Genomic DNA, 20,145 nt, shown 5'->3' with positions numbered 1-20,145 from the left:
TCGCAGACGAGGGGGAAAGCGGGTACCTGATGGAAATCAAGCTTCCGCGGCTCAAACTGGAGGTGCGCGAGGACGAGGGGTTCTCGTTGGGGAAGCTGTCGCCGACGCTCATCGTCGGCTTCGGCGCCCACTGGGCGTGGGTCTACCTCACGATGTTCAACGGCCAGCAGCTGTTCTTCTGGAACGCGGCCGATCCGGCGGTGCCGGCCGGGCTCTTCCACCCCGTGTCGCTCGTGTTCTTCGTCATGACGCTGCTGAGCTACGGCGTGCTGTCGCGCGCGTACCGCCGCCTGTTCGCCACGCAGCGGCGCCGCGCGCGCATCCGATTCGTCGGCGCGACGCTCGGCTTCGCCGGCACGCTGCTCATGTGCTTGGCGGACGTCGGGACGCCGCTGGGAATCGCCGCGCTCGCAGCGGGAGGTGCGACCACCGGCATCGGCTCGGCCATCCTCCTGATGAGCTACGGCGTGTCGTTCGGGCAATGCGACATCGCCACCATCGTCACCAGCACGGCGCTCTCGCTGGTGGCGGGCATCGCACTGTACACGGCCGTGTCGAACCTCGACCTGTTCCATCCGCTGGGAGCCCTGGCCGCGGCCCTCATCCCGTTCCTCGAATGCTGGTGCCTCTACCGGTGCAGCACCGTGCTCGTCGACAAGCTCGAGTTCGCCGCCATCACGCTCAAGGTGAGGAAAACCCCGTTCGCGCTGCGCCTGTGCGCGCCCAGCCTGCTGTTCGGGTTCGCGCTGGGCGCCGTACGCACGCAGGCCATCGCCGACATGCATCTGGTCGGAGGCTTGGGAACGCAGATCGTCTGCATCGGGGCGGCCGCGCTCACGGCGTGCGCGCTCATGATCGCCGTCATGCTGACGCAGCGCCAGCACATCAACTTCATGTTCCGTCCCCTGTTGCCCCTCATCGCGATCGCGCTGGTCGCGGTCTACTTCATCGCCGACGCGACGCCCTTCACCACGTTCGCGCTGCTGCTGTGCTACCTCCTGTTCGAGGGCACCATGTGGGTGAGCTACGCCGACATCACCCAGCGCTTCCGCCTGACGTCGTTCGTGGTGTTCGGATTCGGGCGCGGGGCGCTCGCGCTGGGCGCGCTCATCGGGATGACGGCCTCCCTCGCCATCCCCGCGCTCGACTCCGCAACCAATCCGGCGAACACGCTGATCGTCGTGTTCGCGTGCATCATCTTCGGCTTCGGCGCCCTGCCGCGCGGCAGCGAGCTGCGCGCCCTCATCGTGGGCGAATCGGACAACCCGGCAGGCGAGATGCTCCGCGGGCGCGAGCACGCCGAGTCGCCCGAGAAGGCGCGCGCCGGCCGGTTCAAGCGCAAGTGCGAGCTGGTGGCGAACCGCTACCTCCTGTCGAAGAAGGAGACGGAAGTCCTGTTCCTGCTGGCGAAAGGCCGCAACGCCGCCTACATCCAGGAGCAGCTCTACATCTCCGAGGGCACCGCCCGCACCCACATGCGCCACATCTACAAAAAGCTCGACATCCACACCCAGCAAGAGCTGATGGACCTGGTGGAAGGTGCGGAGGAAGAAGCCGCGTAAGCGAAGCGGCCGCGAGGCGGCCGCTCGAGGTCCAACGGCATTCGGCCGCCGCCGTCGCGGGCGGGAATCGCGGCGGTTTCTGCGACTTTTTCGACTTCGTGGCAAGCGGGGAGAAACCCGACCAGGGGTTTCTCCCGCACGTAGCCGCCGGCTTCCGCCGGCGCGCTTTCTCGCGCTTGCGAAACGCCTGATGGGGGAACCGGCTTCGGGAGCCCGCTTGCCACGAAGTCGAAAAACTCGCAGAAGAGGCGCCGGAGCCCACTCGGGAGCCCGGCCCCGGCCCTCCTCGAGGGCGATCCGTCGTTTGCAAGGGGGTATGGGGAGACGAATCGCGCTCGAGGAGGGCCGGGGAGGGTCGCGCGCACGGGGAGGGCCCCGACCCGTGCGTCTGCGGGTGTAGCGCCCCGCCCCCTGTGCGCCTGCGGAGGGGCTCGCTTCGTTGGAGGGATCTCCGCAGGCGCTATCGGGGGATGCGCTAGTAGAACATGAACACGCTGAGCCCCAGGTTGTAGAAGACGACGCGCATGCAGACGGCTCCGACGAGGGCGGCGGCTATCGCGACCGGGGCCCAGAGCCTCCAGTTCCCCGTGCGCCTGCCCATGAAGGCGGCCGCGAGCGGGACGATCGCGCCGACGGCGAGCGCGCCGAGCCACAGGAGCGGGGCCTGGGAGCCCACCGTCGCGGCTGCGTCGGCCATGGCCTTCGTCGGGTGCGTCGGGTCGAAGTAGAGGCCGACGTCGGCGAAGGAGCCGGCGGAGAGCTGGAGGAAGGCGGCGAAGGCGAGGGTTGCGAGGGCGTTGAGGGCGGCGCCGGCGAGGGCGGCGAGACCAGCGGGGGCCCCGGCGCCGGCTGCGCGCTCGGCGGGCTGGCCTGCGGGTCCCCCTGCAGCCAAGGCGGAGAGGAGGGCGAACGTCGCGGGGCCCAACACGCAGGCGTTGCCGAGGACGTAGAGGATCCAGAGGGCCGAGTCCCAGGCGGGGCGGGCGGCCATCGTGTAGCTGTGCGCCATGACGGCCACGAGCACCACCGACAGCGCGACGGACAGCCACGCCAGCCACTTCGGCACGCTCGCGCCGTCGTCGGACTTGCGCATGAGCGCGAGGTAGGCCACGGCCGCCACCGCCAAGACCACGATCGCGATGAGCTCCTGCGTGATCCCGGAGGTCAGGTGCCCGAACCCGTTGAAGATCCGCTCCCAGTGCTCGAGATGGAAGAACACCGCGATCCCGCCCGCGGCCAAGAGCACCGCCGACGCAACCCACGCCGGCACCTGCGCCCGCTTCCCGACGCCGAACACGGCCATCAGAGCCTGCGTCCCGAACAGCCCCGCGCTCCACGCCACCAGCGTGGTAAAGATAATCAAAGGCCACTGGAGTTCCATTTACATCTCCTCCTTTCCCTGCCACGTGCGGTTGCGCAGGATGTACACGTACGAGGGCTTGTTGCCCACGTCGGGCAGATGGTGCACGTCCGCGTCGGACCAGGGCTTGCTCGTCTCGGTGATCGGGAGGAACCGCCCGTCCTTGTCGGGAGGCCCGACGAACGTCTCGATTCCCTTCTCCATATCGCCGAAGAACCGGGCGCGCCCGCCGCACTGCCGCACGCATTCGGGCAGCTCTCCCTGGGCGATCTTCTGCTCGCACAAGGTGCACTTCTCCACCACGCGTTCAACCTCGTTCAAGTAGCGTACCCCGTACGGGCACGACATGGCGCAGAACTGGCAGCCGATGCACTTCGACTTGTCGATCTGCACGGTGCCGTCCTCCAGCTTGTGCGAGGCGCCGGTCGGGCACACCTTCACGCACTCGGGATCTTTGCAGTGCTGGCAGGTCACCGGCAGGTAGTACATCTCAACATCGGGGAACTGCCCCGAGCCGCCCGGCGTCGGGTTCGGCCCGATGCGCAGCACCTTGCTCCAGAACGCGCCCGGCGCGATGCCGTTGACCATCTTGCACGACACCGAGCAGTTCAGGCACGATACGCAGCGGTTCAAGTCCGTGACGATAGCGTACTGGGTCATATCACACCTCCTCGGGTTTCACGGGCATCCAGTCTTTCAGGCGCGGGTCGTCGGGCTCCACGATGATGGGCGTGCCGTCTTCCGGCGCACAGGGAACCACGATCCCGTTCGGGCAGTTCTCGGGCGTCGCCTTGTAGATCTTCACCAGGTAGCCGCGCAACGTCGTCGCGCCGCTGATGGGGTCTTGCGCCTGGTCGTCCACCAGCGCATTGATGTTCGACAGCTCCCATCCGTGCGTCGGCGCCGGAAGCTCGGGGAACCACCAGCCGTGATCCGCCTCCACCACGCCGGGCGCGATGCCGTAGAACAGATCGGCCACCTGGCGTATCTTGCCGCGACGCGACTCGATCCAGCACCAGTCGCCCTGCTCGATGCCCAGCTCGCCCGCGGTGACGGGGTTGATCTGGAACGTCGGGACCACCGCCTGCTCGCGGCAATACGGCTGCTGACGGCCCTCGCTGTGGAAGAACACGGGGATGCGCCGCCCCGACGTCAAAACGATGGGGTACTCTTCGTACACGTCGGGCGTGGAGTACGGGCTTTCCTGCGGCTCGCGCACCACCGGAAGCTGCTCGCCGGGATGGTACGACTCGAGGATCGTCGACCACAGCTCGAACTTCGTCGTGGGCGTCTCCCAACCTGGTAGGCCATCGGCGCGCATGAATCCCAGCAGGTGGCGACGGTAGTAGCCGATGGGGCTCACCTTGCGCAGGTCCCACTGGCCATGCTCCTGGTACTGCTGCTTGAAATCGTCCCAGTCCTTGAATTCCAGCTTGTCGCCGTCGGGGCCGGGAATCTGCATGCCGTGAGTGGAATGGAAGATGGCCAACTCGTTCACCTGCTGCTCGTCCGGCCAGGGCGTTTCGAGCCACTCCTTCGGCCACCACGGCGGCGCAGCCTCGGCGCTCGTCGGCCACCAGGGGATGCCCATCTTCTTCGTGATCTGGATGATCTGCGGGGTGTCCCAGCGCGCCTCGGCCAGCGGCGGCACCGCGGCCACCTGCGCGCCGAAACCGCTTTCGGCGCCCTGCGAGATACGCAGGTTGTCCACCTCGAGGAAGTGCGCGGCCGGCACGAGTATGTCGGCAAGCTCCACCGTCGGCGAGAACCACAGCTCGGCCGCCCAGTAGAAGTCGAGCGTCTTGAACGCCTCCCAGTTGCGCGTCGCGTTTCCCGAATGATGGTGCGTGCCCGTGGAGGAGATCATCGAACGGATGGGGTACGGGTTGCCCGTGAGGATCATGTCCGTCGCGGTGGTCTGATCGTGGTGGAACGCCGCGCCGCCGATGGTCTGGAAGTACGGCAGCAGCGGGAACTTCTCGCCGCCGGCGACGCGTGCGCGCAGCTCAGGGGCTTGCTGGGGCGCGCCGAACGGCGTGGCGTAGTTGATGAACACGTTGTACAGGTAGTGCACCGACTCGCCGCCGCGGTTGCCGCCGGGCGTGTCGAGGTTGCCCATGAGCGCCGAGAGGATCAGCGGGATGCGCGTCGACTGGACGGCGTTGCCCGCATGCTCCAACGGCAGCTGGTACTGGATGCCGCCCTGCATGAGCTTGCAGCCGTATTCCTCGGCGGCCTCGCGCAGCACGTCTTCGCTGATCCAGCAGTGCTCGGCGGTTTTCTCGGGCGTCCATTCGGCCAGCTTGTCGCGGAACATCTGGAACGTGGGGGTGGCGCGCACCGTGCGGCCGTCCTTCAGCTCCACCTCGTACGAGCCGTCGAGGGCCGGGTCGATGTCCACCTGGAACCCGTTGTCCTCCACGAGGTAGCCTTCGCCGTGCTTCGTCATCTCCGTGGGCTTGACGTATTCGCTTTCTCCCTTCCACAGCGCGGTTTCGGCATCGAAGTAGGTCAGGCGCCCGTTCTTCGCATCCCACACCATGAAACGCTTCGTGCTGCCGCCCTCGCGCACGTCCGACTCCTTGAGCAGGCGCGTCTCGATGTTCAGCGGATAGCTCTGGTTTTCCAGCGTCGCCGTCCACGTGTAGCCGCTCGGCGCCAGCTCCTCCACGTACAGGAAGGGGCCGTTCGTCCACTTCTTCGCAAACAGCTCGTCGAACGACTGCATCTCGTTCACGATGATGTTGAGCATGCCCATGCCGAACGCGTCATCGGTGCCGGGGCGCAGGTGCACCCTGATGTCGGCCTCCTTGCCGAGGTTCTGCAAGCGCGGCCCCACGCAGATGGATTTACGGGCGTTCACCTGGGCGTCCACGGTCACGCGGTTCGCGTTGTCGTAGTTCGACACCTCCTGGTTGGTTCCCCACTGGAAGAATACCTCGACGCCGTCGTTGAGCGAGATCCAGTGCGCCGGGAAGCAGGTCATCGCGCCCGACTCGCAGCGCGGCCCCTTGCAGATCTGGCCCGCCGTGCAGCCGCCGTTGGGGCTGCCCACGTAATAGCCGAACATCATGGAGCCGTAGCTGGTGATGCGGCTCGTGCCGTGCAGCGACTTGATGGCGGGGCCGCCGTACTTGTCCATGCACTCCTGGAAGCCCTTCGCGCCCGCCTCGATGGCCTCGTCCCAGCTGATGCGGACCCAACCGGGGTCTTCGCCCTTCGGGTTCGTGCGTTTCATCGGGTAGCGGACGCGGCCGGGATGGTACAGCGCCTGCGTGGCCGACTTTCCCTTGGCGCACAGGTTGCCGCGGCTCGTGATGGCGCTTTCGTCGCCTGTGATGTCGATGACGCGGCCATCCTGCACCCACACCCACGTGGCGCATTCCATCTTGCCGCATGCGCGGCAGTGGCTCCGAATCTTCTGAACCTCTCCCCCCGGCTGCGCCTCGCTTTGAGCGAGCGCCGAAAACGGCGTCGCCGAGGTCAACCCCAACGCGGCGCCCGTGACCGCGGCGCTTTTCACGAACGTCCGGCGCGTGCAATTCAACGGTTTCATTCACCCTCCTCTAGTTCACTCGATGCGTTGTTCGCTATACTTGCCCGAAGAGCGCTCTTCGCCATCTATCGTAAAAAGCGCTGATGGCATGCTCAAGCGATACGTTTGCGTTCAAGCATTCCAGGGGGGAATAGGGATATGCACATTTCGCATCTGAGGGAGTTCGTCGAGCTCGTGCGCTGCCTGAGCTTCAGCGAAGCCGCGCGGAACCTCAACACGGCGCAGTCCACGCTCAGCAAACACGTCTTGGCGTTGGAGAAGGAATGCGGCGCGGAGGTGCTGACGCGTTCGAGCGCGCAGGTGCGCCTGACGCAGGAGGGCCAGGCGCTGTTCGAGGGGGCCATCGACATCATCGAGACGCACGACCGCACGCTCGAGCGCATCGCGGCGCTCAAGCGCAACCCACCGATCGTCGTGGGCGGGCTGTACCGCAACGCGCACATCCTGCGTTTCGTCACGAGCATCGTCAACCGTCAGCGGAAAAGCGACGCGCCGCTGACCTTGAGCTACCGCAATCTCCACCATCGACCGTACGTCGAGATGCTGCAGAAGGGCGAGTTGGACGTCGCATTCACCATGCAGGAGCACGACGCGAACTTGCCGGCCGGCATCGGCCGCATCCACCTGTTCGACGACCCGCTCATCGCCATCATGGCGAAGGACCACCCGCTCGCCGGCAACGAGACGCTCGTCCTCGAGGACATCGACCACCAGAGCATGCTCTCGCCGGACGGCGGCTATGCCATCGCCGGCGCCGAGCTGGCGCGCAAGATATTCGCGAGCAAGGGCGTGCGGCCCCTGTACCGCCCGGTGTTCATCCAATCCGCCCAGGACTTCCCCACGCTCGACATCGCGGACAACATCCTGGTGGTGGAGGAGTCCATCCAGAAGCAGCAGCCGCAGTCGGAAGGAAACTGCGCGCTTCCCTTCGCGGACGCTGAGGCGTGCTTCCCCTTCTACGCGCTGTTCCGGGCCGACGAGCGCACCGGCGCCATCGGCTTCTTCCTCGACGCCCTCGAGGAAGAAGCCCGGCGCTTCGCCGCCGACACCGCGCACGAGGGTTAGCGCTCGTACACCTGGTCGCAGCCGAGGAGATCCTTCATGGAGTGCCAGATCTGGTGGGGGTTGCCCGGAGGGTTCTTGAGCGGCTTCATCGGATAGCGCTCCTGCGCGCCCGACAGCAGGTCGACGGCGAACACCTCGTCGGACAGCTCGAGCGCCCCCTGCGCGCAGATATCGGCGCAGCACCGGCACTTCACGCAATCGACCGGGCGGTGCGTCACGCCGATCGAGCCGTCCTCGCCCGCGTACTTCGCGATGGCCCCGGTGGGGCAGAACGTGGCGCACATCTGGCACGACGAGCACTTCTCGGGGTCGATGATCACGTGACCCCACAGGCGCGTGTCGATGAGCACGTCCTGCGGCTGCCCCAGCTCGCCGAGCGCCGCAAGCAGGCGACCGCGGCGGTCGGGGATGAAATGAGGCAGCGTGCCGTCCTTGCCCACCTTCACGAACTTCGGCTCCGGCGGCTCCTCCACGCCCAGCGCGTCCTTGACGGCGTAGTCGGCGGTGACCGCCGCGGCGCTCTTCGCCTCGTCCTTCACGCTGGAGAAGAAGCTCCGGCGGCTTGCGTCGTAGCCCTCGTCGCCCGACCGGCGCACGGCCGAGGGAAGCTTTTCCACCAGGTCGATGCGCATATCGTTGTTCCAGGTTTCCAGCAGCGCGAGCGCCGTGTCGCGCACGAGCCGGGCCGTCTCGAACCCCGAAGCGTGTTCGCACTCCGCGCACCGCGCCTGCACGAGAACCACGCGCCGCGCGCCGAGCGCCGCCAGCGTGACCAGCAAGCTCTCCTCCACGCGTCCCAAACAGGTGACGCCCACCACCTTCGCGGGGTCGTACAGCCCGTCCGCCGCGGCAAGCAGCTGCTCGCACGCGACGACCACCTCGCCGTCGGCCGCCTCGCAGGCCGCGCGGCACGATTGCAGCAGCTCGGCATCGTTCGGACGATGCGCCTCGAGCGCGCAGGTGGGGCACACGGTGGCGCAGGTGCCGCACCCGATGCACCGCTCGGGCTCGATGGTCAGCTCGTTGTCGTCGTAGGAGATGCAGCCGCTCGTGCACACCTCGGCGCACTTCATGCACGTCGCGTTGCGATTGCGCACAACAGCGCAACGGCCCTGATGAACCGTGATGTCGGCGCTCTGAAGTTGTTCGAGCAGACCGAGGAAATTAGTCACGTGAGCCATGACTTCACCCTTTCTCGTCTACCCCCTTGCACCGCCCAGTATAGCCACTTTCGCCCGTCTGCGCGAGAGGAAAAGAAAGCGCTCGGAAAACCGAGGCCGCTACCGCTCGCCTTCCGCACGAGGCTCGTCGGTCAATTCCCCCACCCGAACGCCCAGGCCATCGGCGATTCTGCACAGCAGCGAATACCGAACATCCACCCTGCCTTTTTCGATTTTTATCACATGGGAGTAACCGGTGCCGACGATGAGGGCGAGACGGCGCACCGAAAGACGCTCAGCTTGGCGAAGCTCGGCAATGCGTTTTCCCAGTTCGAGTTGTCGGTCGGATGCGTTCATGATGCCCCCTAGCGTAAGGGACGCGAGACGATCCGCGACGCGAGTCCGGGGAAGAGCGCGAGAAAATCGCGCTTGACACCTTCGACGGGCGTGCCTATCATGTGGCCTTGGGGAGTCCGCCGGCACGCAGGTTGCGTGCGAAGCGGGCATTGTTTGCAAAAGTGGGAACCTCAGGGGTGAGGTTCGCGGTGCTGTGCGCCGTAGATGCAAACAATGTCACGAGGGGCGGAACATGACTCACGATTCCACGAACCAACACCTTTCTCTTGAACCAGACTACGACGGGTTCGATCCACTTGAAGATTTCGACGATGACGAAACCGAAGGGCGCGCCGACGAGTTCGTCGCCACGGTGAGCGCCGCCGAGGATGCGCTCGCACGCGAGACCGCGGACGCCGATGCGGACGCGACCCCGTCCGGCGCGTCCGTCGCCTGCGAGCGCCCCGCCGAGGAACGCATCGACGACCTGCTGAAAGCCATGGCGCCGCGCCGCACGGTGCTGCTGGGCATCCTGGCCGCGTGCGCCCAGCCGCAGCCCGCCTCCGCCGTGAAGGCGCAGGTGGACGAGCTGCAAGCGAACAACTTCTCGGTGTACAGCGCGGCCAACCTGTGCTCCCTGCTGGAGAAGGCGGGCGCGCTCGAGCGCGTCACGGCCGACGGCGACCCCGCCGACGACGCCGAGATCGAGCCGGAAACCGTCGTCGTGGACGGCGTCGAGTACCTGGAAGCGCGCGAGCCCGTCGAAACCTACTGGCTTGCCACCGCGCCCGGCATCGCGGCGCTCGAAGCCGACAAACCGCTCGACCGCCTGCGCGCCCTCCTGGAGGAGGATGCCGCCTACGCACCCATCTACCAGCGCATTCTCAACCTGTGCGCAGCGGATGGCGGTGCCGCCACGCCCGCCATCAACGACGCGGTCGACCACGACCCGCTCGTGCAGAAGCCCCGCTTCTACGCGCCCCACTTCATCGACCGGCTGGAGAAATGCGATGCGCTCGTCTGGAAGAAGGCGTGGTGCATCACCGACATCGGCCGCACCGGCCTCGACCTGCTCGCCGACGCCCCCGCAACCGCCGCATCCAAGGAGGACTAACCATGACCGACGCAACCGCATCCGCACCCCAGCCCCTCGCCGACGAAGCCACGATGCAGGAGTTCATCACCCTCAACGAGCAGCGTGCCGCCACGTACGGCCTGCTGTCGCGCCTGTACCGCGTGGAGGTGGACCAGCCCCTCCTCGACGAGCTGCGCGGCATGCGCTTCCCCGCCAAGACGGGCAACAAGAACGTGGATGAGGGCTACCGCCTGCTGGCCACGTACCTGAGCAACACCTGGGACAACAGCATCACCGACCTCGCCATCGACTACGTGCGCGTGTTCATCGGGCACGGCGTGGACGCGTTCTCGGCCGCCTACCCGTTCGAATCGGTGTACACCTCCGAGAAGCGCCTGCTCATGCAGGAGGCTCGCGACGAGGTGCTGGCCATCTACCGCAGCGCCGGCCTCGACAAGCAGGACACGTGGAAGGAGGGCGAGGACCACGTGGCGCTCGAGCTGGAATTCGAGCAGATCATGGCCACGCGCACGGTGAACGCGCTGCGCGACGGCGACGAGGCCGAGGCGATCGCCCTGCTGACCACGCAGAAGAACTTCCTCGAAGACCACCTGGCGGCATGGGCCCCCATGATGACGTCCGACATGAAGCGCTTCGCGCAGACCGACCTCTACCGCGGCCTCGCGTACCTGACGGACGGCTTCCTCCAAACCGACGAGGCGTTCCTCGCCGACGTGCTGGCCGCGGACTAGCCGCGCGGGATCGAAAGAAGGAGCGATGGAGAACAAGCAGGAGAGAACCTACACCGGCATGACGCGCCGCACGCTGTGCTTGGGCGCGGGCGGCGCGGCGGTCATGCTGGGCTTGGGCGGATTGAAGTACGCGGGATCGCAGTCCCTCGTGCGCCCGCCGGGAGGCCAGGACGAGGAGCGGCTTATCTCGGCGTGCATCCGCTGCGAGAAATGCTACGAGATCTGCCCGCGCGACGTCATCGCGCCCGCCCACCTCGAGGACGGCGTGCTGAACATGCGCACCCCCACGTTCGACTTCTCCGCGAACTGGTGCGACTGGTGCGCCGACGAGCACGACGGCACCCCGCTGTGCGTGAGCGCCTGCCCCACCGAAGCGCTCAAGCTGCCCGCCGACGCCACGGCCGAGAACACCATCATCGGCAAGGCGGTCATCCGCGAGGATTGGTGCCTGGCCTACAAGCTCACCGGATGCCGGTTCTGCTACGACGCGTGCCCCTACGAGGCCATGGAGCTGGACAAGGACAACCGTCCCATCGTGCTGGAGGACAAGTGCAACGGATGCGGCGCGTGCGAGAGCGTGTGCGTCTCGCTGCAAAACGGCTCCATCGCCGAGGGGGCCACGGCGCGCGCCATCGTCGTCCACCCGCTCGACGAAGTTGAAGGATAGGTGCCCCCATGAAGAAGAATTCCAAAACGCTGCGCACCGCCTGCGCGCTGGCCATCATCGCCGTCGTCACCGTCGGCTTCGTGACGAACGTCGGGATCGGCACCATGTCGGCGCCGGGCATCTGGGACATCTCCATTCTGTGCCCGCTGGGCGCCCTGGGCACCATGCTCGCCTCCAAGATGATGGTGCCGCGCGCCGTGATCTCGCTGATCGCGATGGTGCTGCTCATCGTTCTGTTCGCCCGCGCGTTCTGCGGATGGATGTGCCCCGTGCCGCTCGTGCAGAAGCTGCGCGGCGTGTTCGCGAAGAAGCAGCCCGTCAAGCGCGACGATGCCGTCGGCGTCGACGCCGACGCCGAGCCCGAGCCCGCTGCCGCGCCGCTCACGAAGGCCGAGGCCGACGCGCTGAGCGTCTCGTGCTCGAAGGGAGCGAAGGACGCGGGCGGATGCGCCTCCTGCGCGGCCAAGCGCGGGGCCGCGCCCGACGCGCGCCACTTCGTGCTGGGCGGCGCGTTGGCGTCCACCTTCATCTTCGGCTTCCCGGTGTTCTGCCTCGTCTGCCCCATCGGGCTCACGTTCGCCACCATCCTGCTGGTCATCAACCTGTTCGCGCACGGCGACGTCACCTGGTCGCTCATCGTGGTGCCCGCGCTGCTCATCGCCGAGGTGCTGCTGTTCAAGAAGTGGTGCCACAAGCTGTGCCCGCTCTCGGCGTTCATGAGCCTCATCGCGAAGGCGAACAAGACGTTCGTGCCCACGATCGACGACGCGAAGTGCCTGGAGACGGCCAAGGGAGCCGCGTGCGGCGCCTGCGGCCGCGCCTGCGAAGAGGGCATCGACCCGCGCCACCCGCAGCTGTCGCGCGCCGCATGGAGCGAGTGCACGAAATGCCGCGCCTGCGTGGACGCATGCCCCGCGAACGCGATCACCATGCCGCTGCTGCCCAAGCGCTCGTCGGACGCACCCGTCGCCACGACCGTCGATGCGGCCGGCACGGCCGACGCGAGCGACGCTCGCGACGCCGGCGATGCGCGCACCGCACCGTAAACCCCCTCCCGCGCGGCCCGGCCAGCTGCAGCAGCCGGGCCGCGCTTCCGGAATCGGGCGCGCCCCGCTTCCGGGCAAAAGGCGGCTTGGCAAGGGCTCTGGGGGACAAGCCGCCTTTTGCCCGGAAGCGGCACCCCTCCCCCTCCCTCCCGATGAAAGAGGGGTGCCGCTTCCGCACCGAACCTGACGAACCGCGACCTGGAGGAATGAAAACCCATGACAGGTGAAACGACCTTCGAAACGACGGAATCCCTGCTCATCACCGGCGGCGTCGGCAGCGGCAAGACGCAGCGCCTCGTCGAGCGCGCCGCCGCGCTGCTGACGGAGGACGCCGCGGCGCACAGCGTGCTGGTGCTGTGCGCGACGCCCCAGGCGGCGCGCCTGTTCTCGGAGCGGCTGGCCGCCCGGGCAGGCGCCGAGCGCGCCGCGGGCGCGACCGTGACCACCGCGCGGGCCCTGGCGCTCGACGTGCTGGCCGACGATGGCGCGCGCCGCTGGTCGGGACGGGAGCCGCGGCTGCTGACCGCCTTCGAGGAGACGTTCCTCATGGAGGACATGAAGGTGAGCGGGCTCAGGCCGAAGCGGCTGCGCGAGATGCTCAAGTTCTTCTACCGGTCGTGGACCGAGCTGGCCGACGACGATCCCGCCTGGCTGCTGCCGGGAGAGGAGACCGACGTCCATGCGCTGCTGAAGGCGAACCTGTCCTTCATGCGCGCCATCGTGGAGCCCGAGGCGGCGAACCTCGCCGTGCGCTACCTGCGCGGCTGCGGCGAAGCGCGCGCCGCCCGCTCCTGGGCGCACGTGCTGGTCGACGACTTCGCGTGCGCGAGCCGCGCCTCCCAAACGCTGGCGAGCCTCGTCGCCGCACGCTCGATCGCCGTGGCGGGCGACGCGGAAACCTGCATCGAGGTATACGATTCCTACCCCTATGCCGACGGGATCGACGAGTTCCTCGCGACGCATCCCCACGCCGTTCACGAGCGGCTGGCCGCCGATGCGGCCGCCGCGCGCACCCCGCTGATCCTGCGCAGCGACACCCCCGAGGCCGAGTTCGAGCTGGTCGCGCGCACCGTCGCCGAGGCCGTCGCCGCCGGCTCGTCCGCGCGGCGGATCGTCGTGGCCGTGCCGAACGGCGTGTGGTCGCGCAACGTGGTCGCCGCGCTCGCGGCGCAGGGCGTGCGCGCCGAAGCGCTTCCCGACGCGCAGCCCCTGCGCGGCGACATCCGCGACAACGCCCGCTGCGTGCCCGCGCGCATCGCGACGGCGCTCAACCTGGCGGCGAACCCGGACGACGCCGCGGCGTGGCGCTGCTGGTGCGGCTTCGGCGACTACCTCGTGAACAGCGCGGCTTTCGCCAACCTGCGCTCGCTCGCCGAGGAACAGGGCGTCGGCCTCGTGCGGGCGCTCGCTGCCGTCGACGGCAGCGACGACCAGGTGGTGGGCGCGCAGCGCGTGGCCGAAGCGCACCGCGCCGGGCGCGCGCTCATCGAGCAGGCGCGCGGGCTGACGGGCGAGGCGCTGCTCGACGAGCTGGCGCGCATCGTCACTGGAGGGACGGAGCAGCACGCACCCGCCGTCCTGCGCGAGCAGTGCCTGGCCGACGACGGCTCGGGCAGCGGCGGCGCGGCCGACGATGCCGCCGCGATGGCGCGACGCCTGGCCGAGCGCCTGCTCGCACCCACCCTGGAGGCTGCCGACGCGGTGGCCGTCGTCCCCTACGATCTCGCATGCGGCTTCTCGCCCGACCTGCTGATCGTCGCCGGCTTCGTCAACGGCTTCATCCCCTCCCGCGACTACTTCGACGCCACGGTGACCCCGCCCGAGCGCCAGGAGAAGATGCGCGCCGTCGACGAGCGGCGCGTGCGCGCGCTGACGGGAAAGGCCGGCCGCACGCTGGCGCTGTCGTATTTCGCGTCCACCGACCTCGAAAGCGCGGGCAAGCTGAAGCTCAAGATCAGCCGCATCCGCCTGAAGGACGGCATCCGCACCTGCGCCATCGAGCCCAGCGTGTTCCTGGAGCAGCTTGCGCCGGCGGAAGCATAGGGATCGAGACGCTATTCGACGTCCAGGGCCTCCAGCAGCTCGAGCAGCTCTTCCCGGTTGGCGGTTTTCGTCTTCGCGTAGATGTGGTTGAGGTGGGTCTTCACCGTGTTCTTCGAGATGAACAGCTGCTTCTCGATGTAGGCGCCCGTGTGGCCGGTGGCCCAGATGGCGAGCACCTCCTGCTCGCGCGGCGACAGCCTGAAGCGCGCTGCCGCCAGGGCCACGCGGGCTTCGAGGTCGCTCGCCTCCCCCGCCGCGCTGCCGCCCGCCGCGGCCTTCGCCGCCACGGGCGCGCCGATGATCACGAGCAGCGCCACCACGAGCGACACGAGGACGGCGATGGTCACCGCCTCCTGCGTGGGCAGCGCGTCGGCGGCCAGCTGCCCCAGGCAGCTGCCGCCCCACTGGGCGAACCGCATGAGCGCCAGGCACAGCAGCGCCGACAGGCCGTCCTTGATGATGGAGTCGATCAGCAGGAACCACACGAGGTACTTCACCAGCTCGGCCCCCACGAGCGCGATGCAGAACGTGGTGGTGCCGCCGAGCGGATCCACCGACGCCGGCACGATAGCGGCGATTCCCATGAGCGGAAACGCCAGGTAGAACGCCAGAAGCGCGTTTTTTCGATAGAAGCAGAACGCCAGCGCGATGGCGATGAGGCAGCCGAGCGCGGGAATGCCCGCCACGGCCACGTGCCCGGCGCCCGACGCGGCCAGGCCGCCCATGACCCCGCCCATACGCGTGGCCCCGTAGCTGAAATACGCGAGCGCGATGGCAACGATGAGCTTCCACGGGATGCTGGCCAGCAGCTCGTGCAGGCTCGCCCTCGACGGCTCGGGCGCCGTCGGCACCTGCGCCGTCCCGCGCAGCAGCAGCGCGTACGCGCCGAACGGCAGCAGCGCCGACGCCACGAGCGCCACGACGGGCGGCAGCAGCGAGATGATCGCGAACAGCACGAACCCCAGCAGGTACGCCAGCCCCGCGCACAGCGCCGTGCGCGCCACGCCCCGCACGCTCAGCCGCTCTTCCCAGCCGAGGCGCAGCGTGCTGCCCAGCCCGCTCAACGCGAACCCGAGCCACATCCACTCCATGGGCGCTTCCCGGTAGCCCACGAACGCGGCCACCACCACGGCCAAGCTGGAAACGAGGGCGAACGCCCCCAGCAGCAGCCTGCGCGTGCGCAGCGGCGCCGCCTTGCGCACCGACAGCACCAGCAGCAGCGCCGTCAGCGCGGTGAAGGCCCCCTGCACCGCCAGCAGGTCGCCCATGGGAGCTGCGCCGGACACGCTGCCGAACAGCAGCGACCCGTTCCAGAACACGAAGCTCCAGGCGATATAGCACGCCAGCCCCACGCTGTCGAGCGCGGCGGCGCGATCGACCGCGCGGATTATCGACGCCAAGCCCGAACGAGGGTCCGGGACGAGGGGTTCTTCCGTTGTGGATGCATCGATTCGCATGAGCTGCATCATAGAGGAATGCGCCCCTCCTGCCAAGCGACGCGCATGCGGGCCCCGTCCGAGACGAACGGGGCCCGCGCTGCAGGGAGGGAGGAGGATCGGTTAGGCGAGCGCCGCCGCGTTCGCGCCGGCCACGCGGCCGAACACGAACACGTCGGTGATGGAGCAGGAGCCCAGGCGGTTCGTGCCCATCTTGTGGCCCGCCTGCTCGCCGGCCGCGAACAGGCCGGGGATGGGCGCGCCGTCGTTGTCGAGCACCTGCGCGTCGGTGTTGATGTGCAGGCCGCCCATGGTGTAGTGCACCGAGGGCTTGTAGGCCAGGATGTAGTAGGGGCCGCCCTCGATGGGGTTGAGCGCCGCACGGTAGTTGAAGTCGGGGTCGGCGCCGTCCTTGCAGTAGCCGTTCCACTTCTCGACCGTCTTCTCAAGCTCGGCCGCATCGATGCCGAAGGGCTCGCAGGCCTCGGCGATGGTGTCGGCCTTCACCAGCTGGTTGCGGCCGATGAGGCCGTCCATCTCGGCCGCGTTCACCGTGGCGATGTCGGTGTGGTCGAGGCCGTCCTGGTTGAAGATCATGTAGCCGATGCCGTCGGTCTGCTCCTTGATGGCGTTCGAGATGACGTCGCGGCGCTCCATCTCCTCGACGAAGCGGTCGCCTTCCTTGTTGATGCAGATGGCGCGGTTCTCCAGACGCATGTTGCCCACGTACAGCAGCGCGCCCGTCTGCGTGTCGCAGGTGGGGTAGGTTTGGATGTACTGCATGTCGATGAGGTTCGCGCCGATCTTCTCGGCCATGACGTGGCAGTCGCCCGTGGCGCCCACCGAGTCGGTGGAGAGGATCTTCTCGTCCATCTCGGGGTTGTACTGCATGCGCATCTCCACGTTGGAGCCGAATCCGCCGGCCGCGAGGATGACGGCCTTCGCCTTGAAGTCGTAGCTCTCGCCCGTCGCCGTGTTCGTGGCCTTGAGCCCCACGACCGCGCCCGACGCGTCCTGCACGAGCTCCTCGGCCTTCGTGTTGCGGCACACCTTGAGGGTTTTCAGGGCCTCGGCGCGCTTGTCCAGCTTGCAGATGATACCGCTGCCTTCGTTGCCCTCGGGGATGAGCGAGCGCGAAACCGAGTGCCCGCCGAAGAAGCGCTCGTAGGGCTGCCAGGCCACGCCGCCCTCGAAGATGAGCCACTCCATGGCGTTGTACGCGCCGTTGCAGATGACGTTCACGAGGTCGGGGTCGCCCACGTGGTCGCCGCCGACGATCATGTCCTCGGCCATGCGCTCCACGCTGTCGTCGATGCCCTCCTTGCGCTGGAACCAGTTGCCCGGCACGGCCATGGCGCCGCCCGACAGGATGGTGTCACCGCCCGTGATGCCCAGCTTCTCCAGCAGCACCACCTTCTTGCCGGCCTCGGCAACCGTCAGCGCGGCCGCGTAGCCCGCGCCGCCGGCGCCCACCACCACGACGTCCACGTCGGTCTCGAGGCCCTCGGGGGCTTGCGGCACGGCCTTGTCGCGCTTCTTCCACTCGCTCGCCTTCATGCCCGATGCGTCGATAGCGTCGGAGACGGCCGACAGGAACGCCATGCTCGACACGGTGGCGCCCGACACGGTGTCCACGTTGAGCGTCTGGTGCTCCACGATGAGGTCGCTCAGGATGTCGATGCCGGCGGTGCCCACGCCGTACGACTCGCGCGACTTCAGCAGGTTGATGCGGGCGATGGCGTCGCCCTCGGTGATGACCTCCACGGTGAGCTCGCCGCCCTTGCCGTTGGACGTGCCGGTCCACGCTTGCGCGCCTTCGCCCGTGACGCCCGACGCCGCCGAAGCCGCCTCGCCCTTCGGCGCGCAGCCCGCAAGCGCCAGCGTGCCGCCCAGCGCGGCGATGGCGCCGCCGGTGATGAAGTTCCTGCGTGAAAGATTGGACATGGTTCCCTCCTTGGTTGCGGTGATGCAGTGCTCGGCCGAAGTTCCCTCTTCGGCGAGCCGATGCTACGACGAAGGGGCGCCCGCCCGCATCACCGCAGAGGTTTGAACCGCCCCCAAACCCCCGCTTCCACCCCTCAAACCTCAGGGGTGATGCCGTTGACCTGGGGTGATGAAGACATGCATCCAACGGTCAACCGTCAGTCGCAGCGCCTGAGCCTTCCCTCGCCGGCTCGGCCGCACGCCGTCGCGGTTGACGCTCTCACCATGCGCGCAGGAAGTCCATCGTCTGCCGGAACGCATCGGCGCGGCTGGCTGCGCACTCGCGCGGATGAGTGCGCTCCACTTTGAACGCGCGAAGCAAGGGCGAGGCGAGCGGCACGATGAGGTGGCTTGCGTGCTCGTATTCCAACCGCTTCACCGCATGGGGGTGCGTGCGTGCGCGCAGCCGCTCCTCCACCGCACGGCACGCGGTGGCGCTCGGCCACATGCGATCGTCGGCCGCGCACACCAACAGCACCGGGCCGCCGATGTTCTCCACCGCTATCTCGGCACCGGCCGGGGCCTTTTGCAGCGCACGCTCGTACAGCCAGCACATATCCAGTTGCCGCTCGGTGACGAGGCGGCGCACGATGCCCGCCTTGCTCACTTTGAAACCGGGCACGAACGGCTCGACCGGCCTTCCCCTCCACGTCCAGCTCGAAACGTTCGCCGTCCCCTTCTTCGCCAAAGACCCGTTGCCCGTGATGCCGCACATCACATAGTTGAGCGGGGAAAGCGCCACGACGCAGGTGATGTCGGGGATGAGCGATGCCGCGAGCAAGGCGAGCTCGCCGCCCTTCGAAAGGCCGTACAGGGCCACGCGCTCGAAGCCGGAACGCTTCAAGAACGCGGCCGCGCGCTCGACGGATTCGAGCGGAACCTCCACCAGCTCGGCCGGCAGGCCCGGCACGTTCCAATAGCACAGGCCGAGCGTCGCGATGCCCGCTTGCGCGAACATGCGCCCCAGGTCAAGGGGAATGGCTTCGTCGCCTTCGCTGCCGCCCACCACGATGAGCGCCTTGCCGGGGAAGCGATCGCACTCGGGACGATGCAGAAAGCCGTGAAAGCCGTCGCGCTCCACCGTGAACCGCTCGGGTTCGCCAGCCTCGTTGGATCCCATACCGGCTCCTCCCGCTTCCTTGCTTCCCGCTTCCGCGCCGTTTTGTGCAACCTCGACGATTGTAACATCGCCGAGGAGGCATCTTCGCCCGAACCGCAAGCCCCGGCCGGCTGAGGCGTGCGGTTCGGGCGAAGATGCATGGGGGCCGCAAGTCGGAAGACGGTCGCTTTTATAATCCCCAATCAAGCATAATCCTCATCAGCGCGACCACTTGGACTAGTCCTTTTTTGATGCTTGAAAACCATCCTCGTCTCCCGCGATTACCTCCTTTTCTGAGCATGCGCGACCCCCGCGCCGCGGCCTATGCTCGGGTCGTTGCAAGCAAAGCCAAGGGGGACACCATGACAACCGACGTGATCGAGCACAACCCGATGCTCAAGAAGCCGCTGCTCGCCATCCTGGCGATCAGCGCACAGCTTCCCGACGAGAGCCGCGACGCCGTCGAGGCGCGCGCGCTCGAAACCTGGGACGACGCCTATCAGCAGAGCCCCGCCGTGTGCGTGGACGTCCTCGTCCGCACCGGCGCGCTGACCGAGCGGCTGCTCGTGGACGGCGAGCCTTACGACGGCACGCTCGACGACTTGCAGGCCGACGAAGCCGTCCCCGAAGATGCGCACGCGGAAACGCGCATCGCCCTCACCGACGCCGGCCGCGCGCTCCTCGACGCCTACGCGCCCGAGGCCACGCTGCGCGCGCTCATCCAAAGCAAGCCCGCGTACCACGACGTGTTCGCCGCCGTCCTCGACGCATGCAGCGCCGACGAAGGCGCGTCGCGCGCCCAGCTCGAGGACATCATCAACACGTTCCCGCAGCTCCAGCCCGATCCCGCCACCCAGCGCACCCGCGTGTACCCGCAGTACTTCATCGACGCGCTCGAAACCGCGGGCGGCATCGCGTGGAACGGGTCCTGGCACACCACCGACACGGGCAAGGCGCAGCGCGCCGCATAGCCCCTCCCCCTTCCGCGCCTCCACCCCCTCCGGA

16 protein-coding genes are annotated in these 20,145 nt (G+C 67.9%); 8 read left to right on the top strand and 8 right to left on the bottom strand.

Going from position 1 to position 20,145, the window contains the following annotated elements; translation table 11 throughout:
• The first annotated feature begins 29 nt into the window (after positions 1-29).
• Positions 30-1,562, top strand: coding sequence for a response regulator transcription factor (locus GS424_RS02905; RefSeq protein ID WP_160943677.1), 1,533 nt, complete (start codon positions 30-32; stop codon positions 1,560-1,562).
• Between the two features lie 475 nt (positions 1,563-2,037).
• On the opposite strand, the gene GS424_RS02900 is transcribed toward GS424_RS02905, so the two are convergent.
• Genes GS424_RS02900 through GS424_RS02890 form a run of 3 tightly spaced genes read right to left on the bottom strand, consistent with a single transcriptional unit; the run spans position 2,038 to position 6,478 of the window.
• Positions 2,038-2,943 carry a dimethyl sulfoxide reductase anchor subunit family protein gene (locus tag GS424_RS02900; RefSeq protein WP_193666540.1) on the bottom strand — a complete coding sequence of 302 codons (906 nt, stop codon included), beginning with the start codon at positions 2,941-2,943 and terminating at the stop codon, positions 2,038-2,040.
• Positions 2,944-3,582: a 4Fe-4S dicluster domain-containing protein gene (locus GS424_RS02895; protein WP_160943561.1), complete on the bottom strand. Its 639-nt coding sequence runs from the start codon at positions 3,580-3,582 to the stop codon at positions 2,944-2,946.
• A 1-nt stretch (position 3,583) separates the two neighbouring features.
• Entirely contained in the window at positions 3,584-6,478 is a 2,895-nt protein-coding gene (locus tag GS424_RS02890; RefSeq protein ID WP_160943562.1) for a molybdopterin-containing oxidoreductase family protein, read from the bottom strand.
• Between the two features lie 138 nt (positions 6,479-6,616).
• On the opposite strand from GS424_RS02890, the gene GS424_RS02885 reads away from it, so the two are divergent.
• The gene (locus GS424_RS02885) at positions 6,617-7,543 is read left to right on the top strand and encodes a LysR family transcriptional regulator (RefSeq protein WP_160943563.1); all 927 of its coding nucleotides are present in this window, start codon (positions 6,617-6,619) and stop codon (positions 7,541-7,543) included.
• Here GS424_RS02885 and GS424_RS02880 read toward each other — a convergent pair.
• Both GS424_RS02880 and GS424_RS02875 read right to left on the bottom strand, forming a co-directional pair.
• The gene (locus GS424_RS02880; RefSeq protein ID WP_160943564.1) at positions 7,540-8,724 is read right to left on the bottom strand and encodes a 4Fe-4S binding protein; all 1,185 of its coding nucleotides are present in this window, start codon (positions 8,722-8,724) and stop codon (positions 7,540-7,542) included. The two genes, GS424_RS02885 and GS424_RS02880, sit on opposite strands and share 4 nt — an antisense overlap.
• Positions 8,725-8,823: 99 nt before the next feature.
• Entirely contained in the window at positions 8,824-9,060 is a 237-nt protein-coding gene (locus tag GS424_RS02875; protein WP_160943565.1) for a helix-turn-helix domain-containing protein, read from the bottom strand.
• A 232-nt stretch (positions 9,061-9,292) separates the two neighbouring features.
• Between GS424_RS02875 and GS424_RS02870 the strand changes: the two genes are divergently transcribed.
• From GS424_RS02870 to GS424_RS02850, 5 genes are all read left to right on the top strand, one after another.
• Entirely contained in the window at positions 9,293-10,153 is an 861-nt protein-coding gene (locus GS424_RS02870) for a hypothetical protein (RefSeq protein WP_160943566.1), read from the top strand.
• Between the two features lie 2 nt (positions 10,154-10,155).
• Positions 10,156-10,866, top strand: a complete 711-nt coding sequence (locus GS424_RS02865; protein WP_160943567.1) for a TorD/DmsD family molecular chaperone — start codon at positions 10,156-10,158, stop codon at positions 10,864-10,866.
• A gap of 25 nt (positions 10,867-10,891) precedes the next feature.
• Positions 10,892-11,533 carry a 4Fe-4S dicluster domain-containing protein gene (locus GS424_RS02860; protein ID WP_160943568.1) on the top strand — a complete coding sequence of 214 codons (642 nt, stop codon included), beginning with the start codon at positions 10,892-10,894 and terminating at the stop codon, positions 11,531-11,533.
• A gap of 8 nt (positions 11,534-11,541) precedes the next feature.
• Entirely contained in the window at positions 11,542-12,579 is a 1,038-nt protein-coding gene (locus GS424_RS02855; protein ID WP_244977647.1) for a 4Fe-4S binding protein, read from the top strand.
• 216 nt (positions 12,580-12,795) lie between these two features.
• Positions 12,796-14,622 (top strand): UvrD-helicase domain-containing protein, encoded by a 1,827-nt coding sequence (locus tag GS424_RS02850; protein WP_160943569.1) that lies wholly within the window; start codon positions 12,796-12,798, stop codon positions 14,620-14,622.
• A gap of 11 nt (positions 14,623-14,633) precedes the next feature.
• Here the strand turns inward: GS424_RS02850 and GS424_RS02845 are convergent, their stop codons facing one another.
• The 3 genes from GS424_RS02845 to GS424_RS02835 all read right to left on the bottom strand — a co-directional run bounded on the left by GS424_RS02845 (position 14,634) and on the right by GS424_RS02835 (position 19,161).
• Positions 14,634-16,022 carry a helix-turn-helix domain-containing protein gene (locus GS424_RS02845; RefSeq protein ID WP_244977646.1) on the bottom strand — a complete coding sequence of 463 codons (1,389 nt, stop codon included), beginning with the start codon at positions 16,020-16,022 and terminating at the stop codon, positions 14,634-14,636.
• A gap of 159 nt (positions 16,023-16,181) precedes the next feature.
• Positions 16,182-18,002: a flavocytochrome c gene (locus GS424_RS02840; protein WP_160943570.1), complete on the bottom strand. Its 1,821-nt coding sequence runs from the start codon at positions 18,000-18,002 to the stop codon at positions 16,182-16,184.
• A gap of 259 nt (positions 18,003-18,261) precedes the next feature.
• Positions 18,262-19,161 (bottom strand): acyl-CoA thioester hydrolase/BAAT C-terminal domain-containing protein, encoded by a 900-nt coding sequence (locus GS424_RS02835; protein WP_160943571.1) that lies wholly within the window; start codon positions 19,159-19,161, stop codon positions 18,262-18,264.
• A 341-nt stretch (positions 19,162-19,502) separates the two neighbouring features.
• Between GS424_RS02835 and GS424_RS02830 the strand changes: the two genes are divergently transcribed.
• The gene (locus GS424_RS02830; protein WP_160943572.1) at positions 19,503-20,111 is read left to right on the top strand and encodes a hypothetical protein; all 609 of its coding nucleotides are present in this window, start codon (positions 19,503-19,505) and stop codon (positions 20,109-20,111) included.
• Positions 20,112-20,145 lie beyond the last annotated feature (34 nt).

This window comes from Eggerthella guodeyinii (assembly GCF_009834925.2).
Classification (GTDB): domain Bacteria; phylum Actinomycetota; class Coriobacteriia; order Coriobacteriales; family Eggerthellaceae; genus Eggerthella; species Eggerthella guodeyinii.
This window is presented reverse-complemented; position numbering and strand designations above follow the sequence as displayed.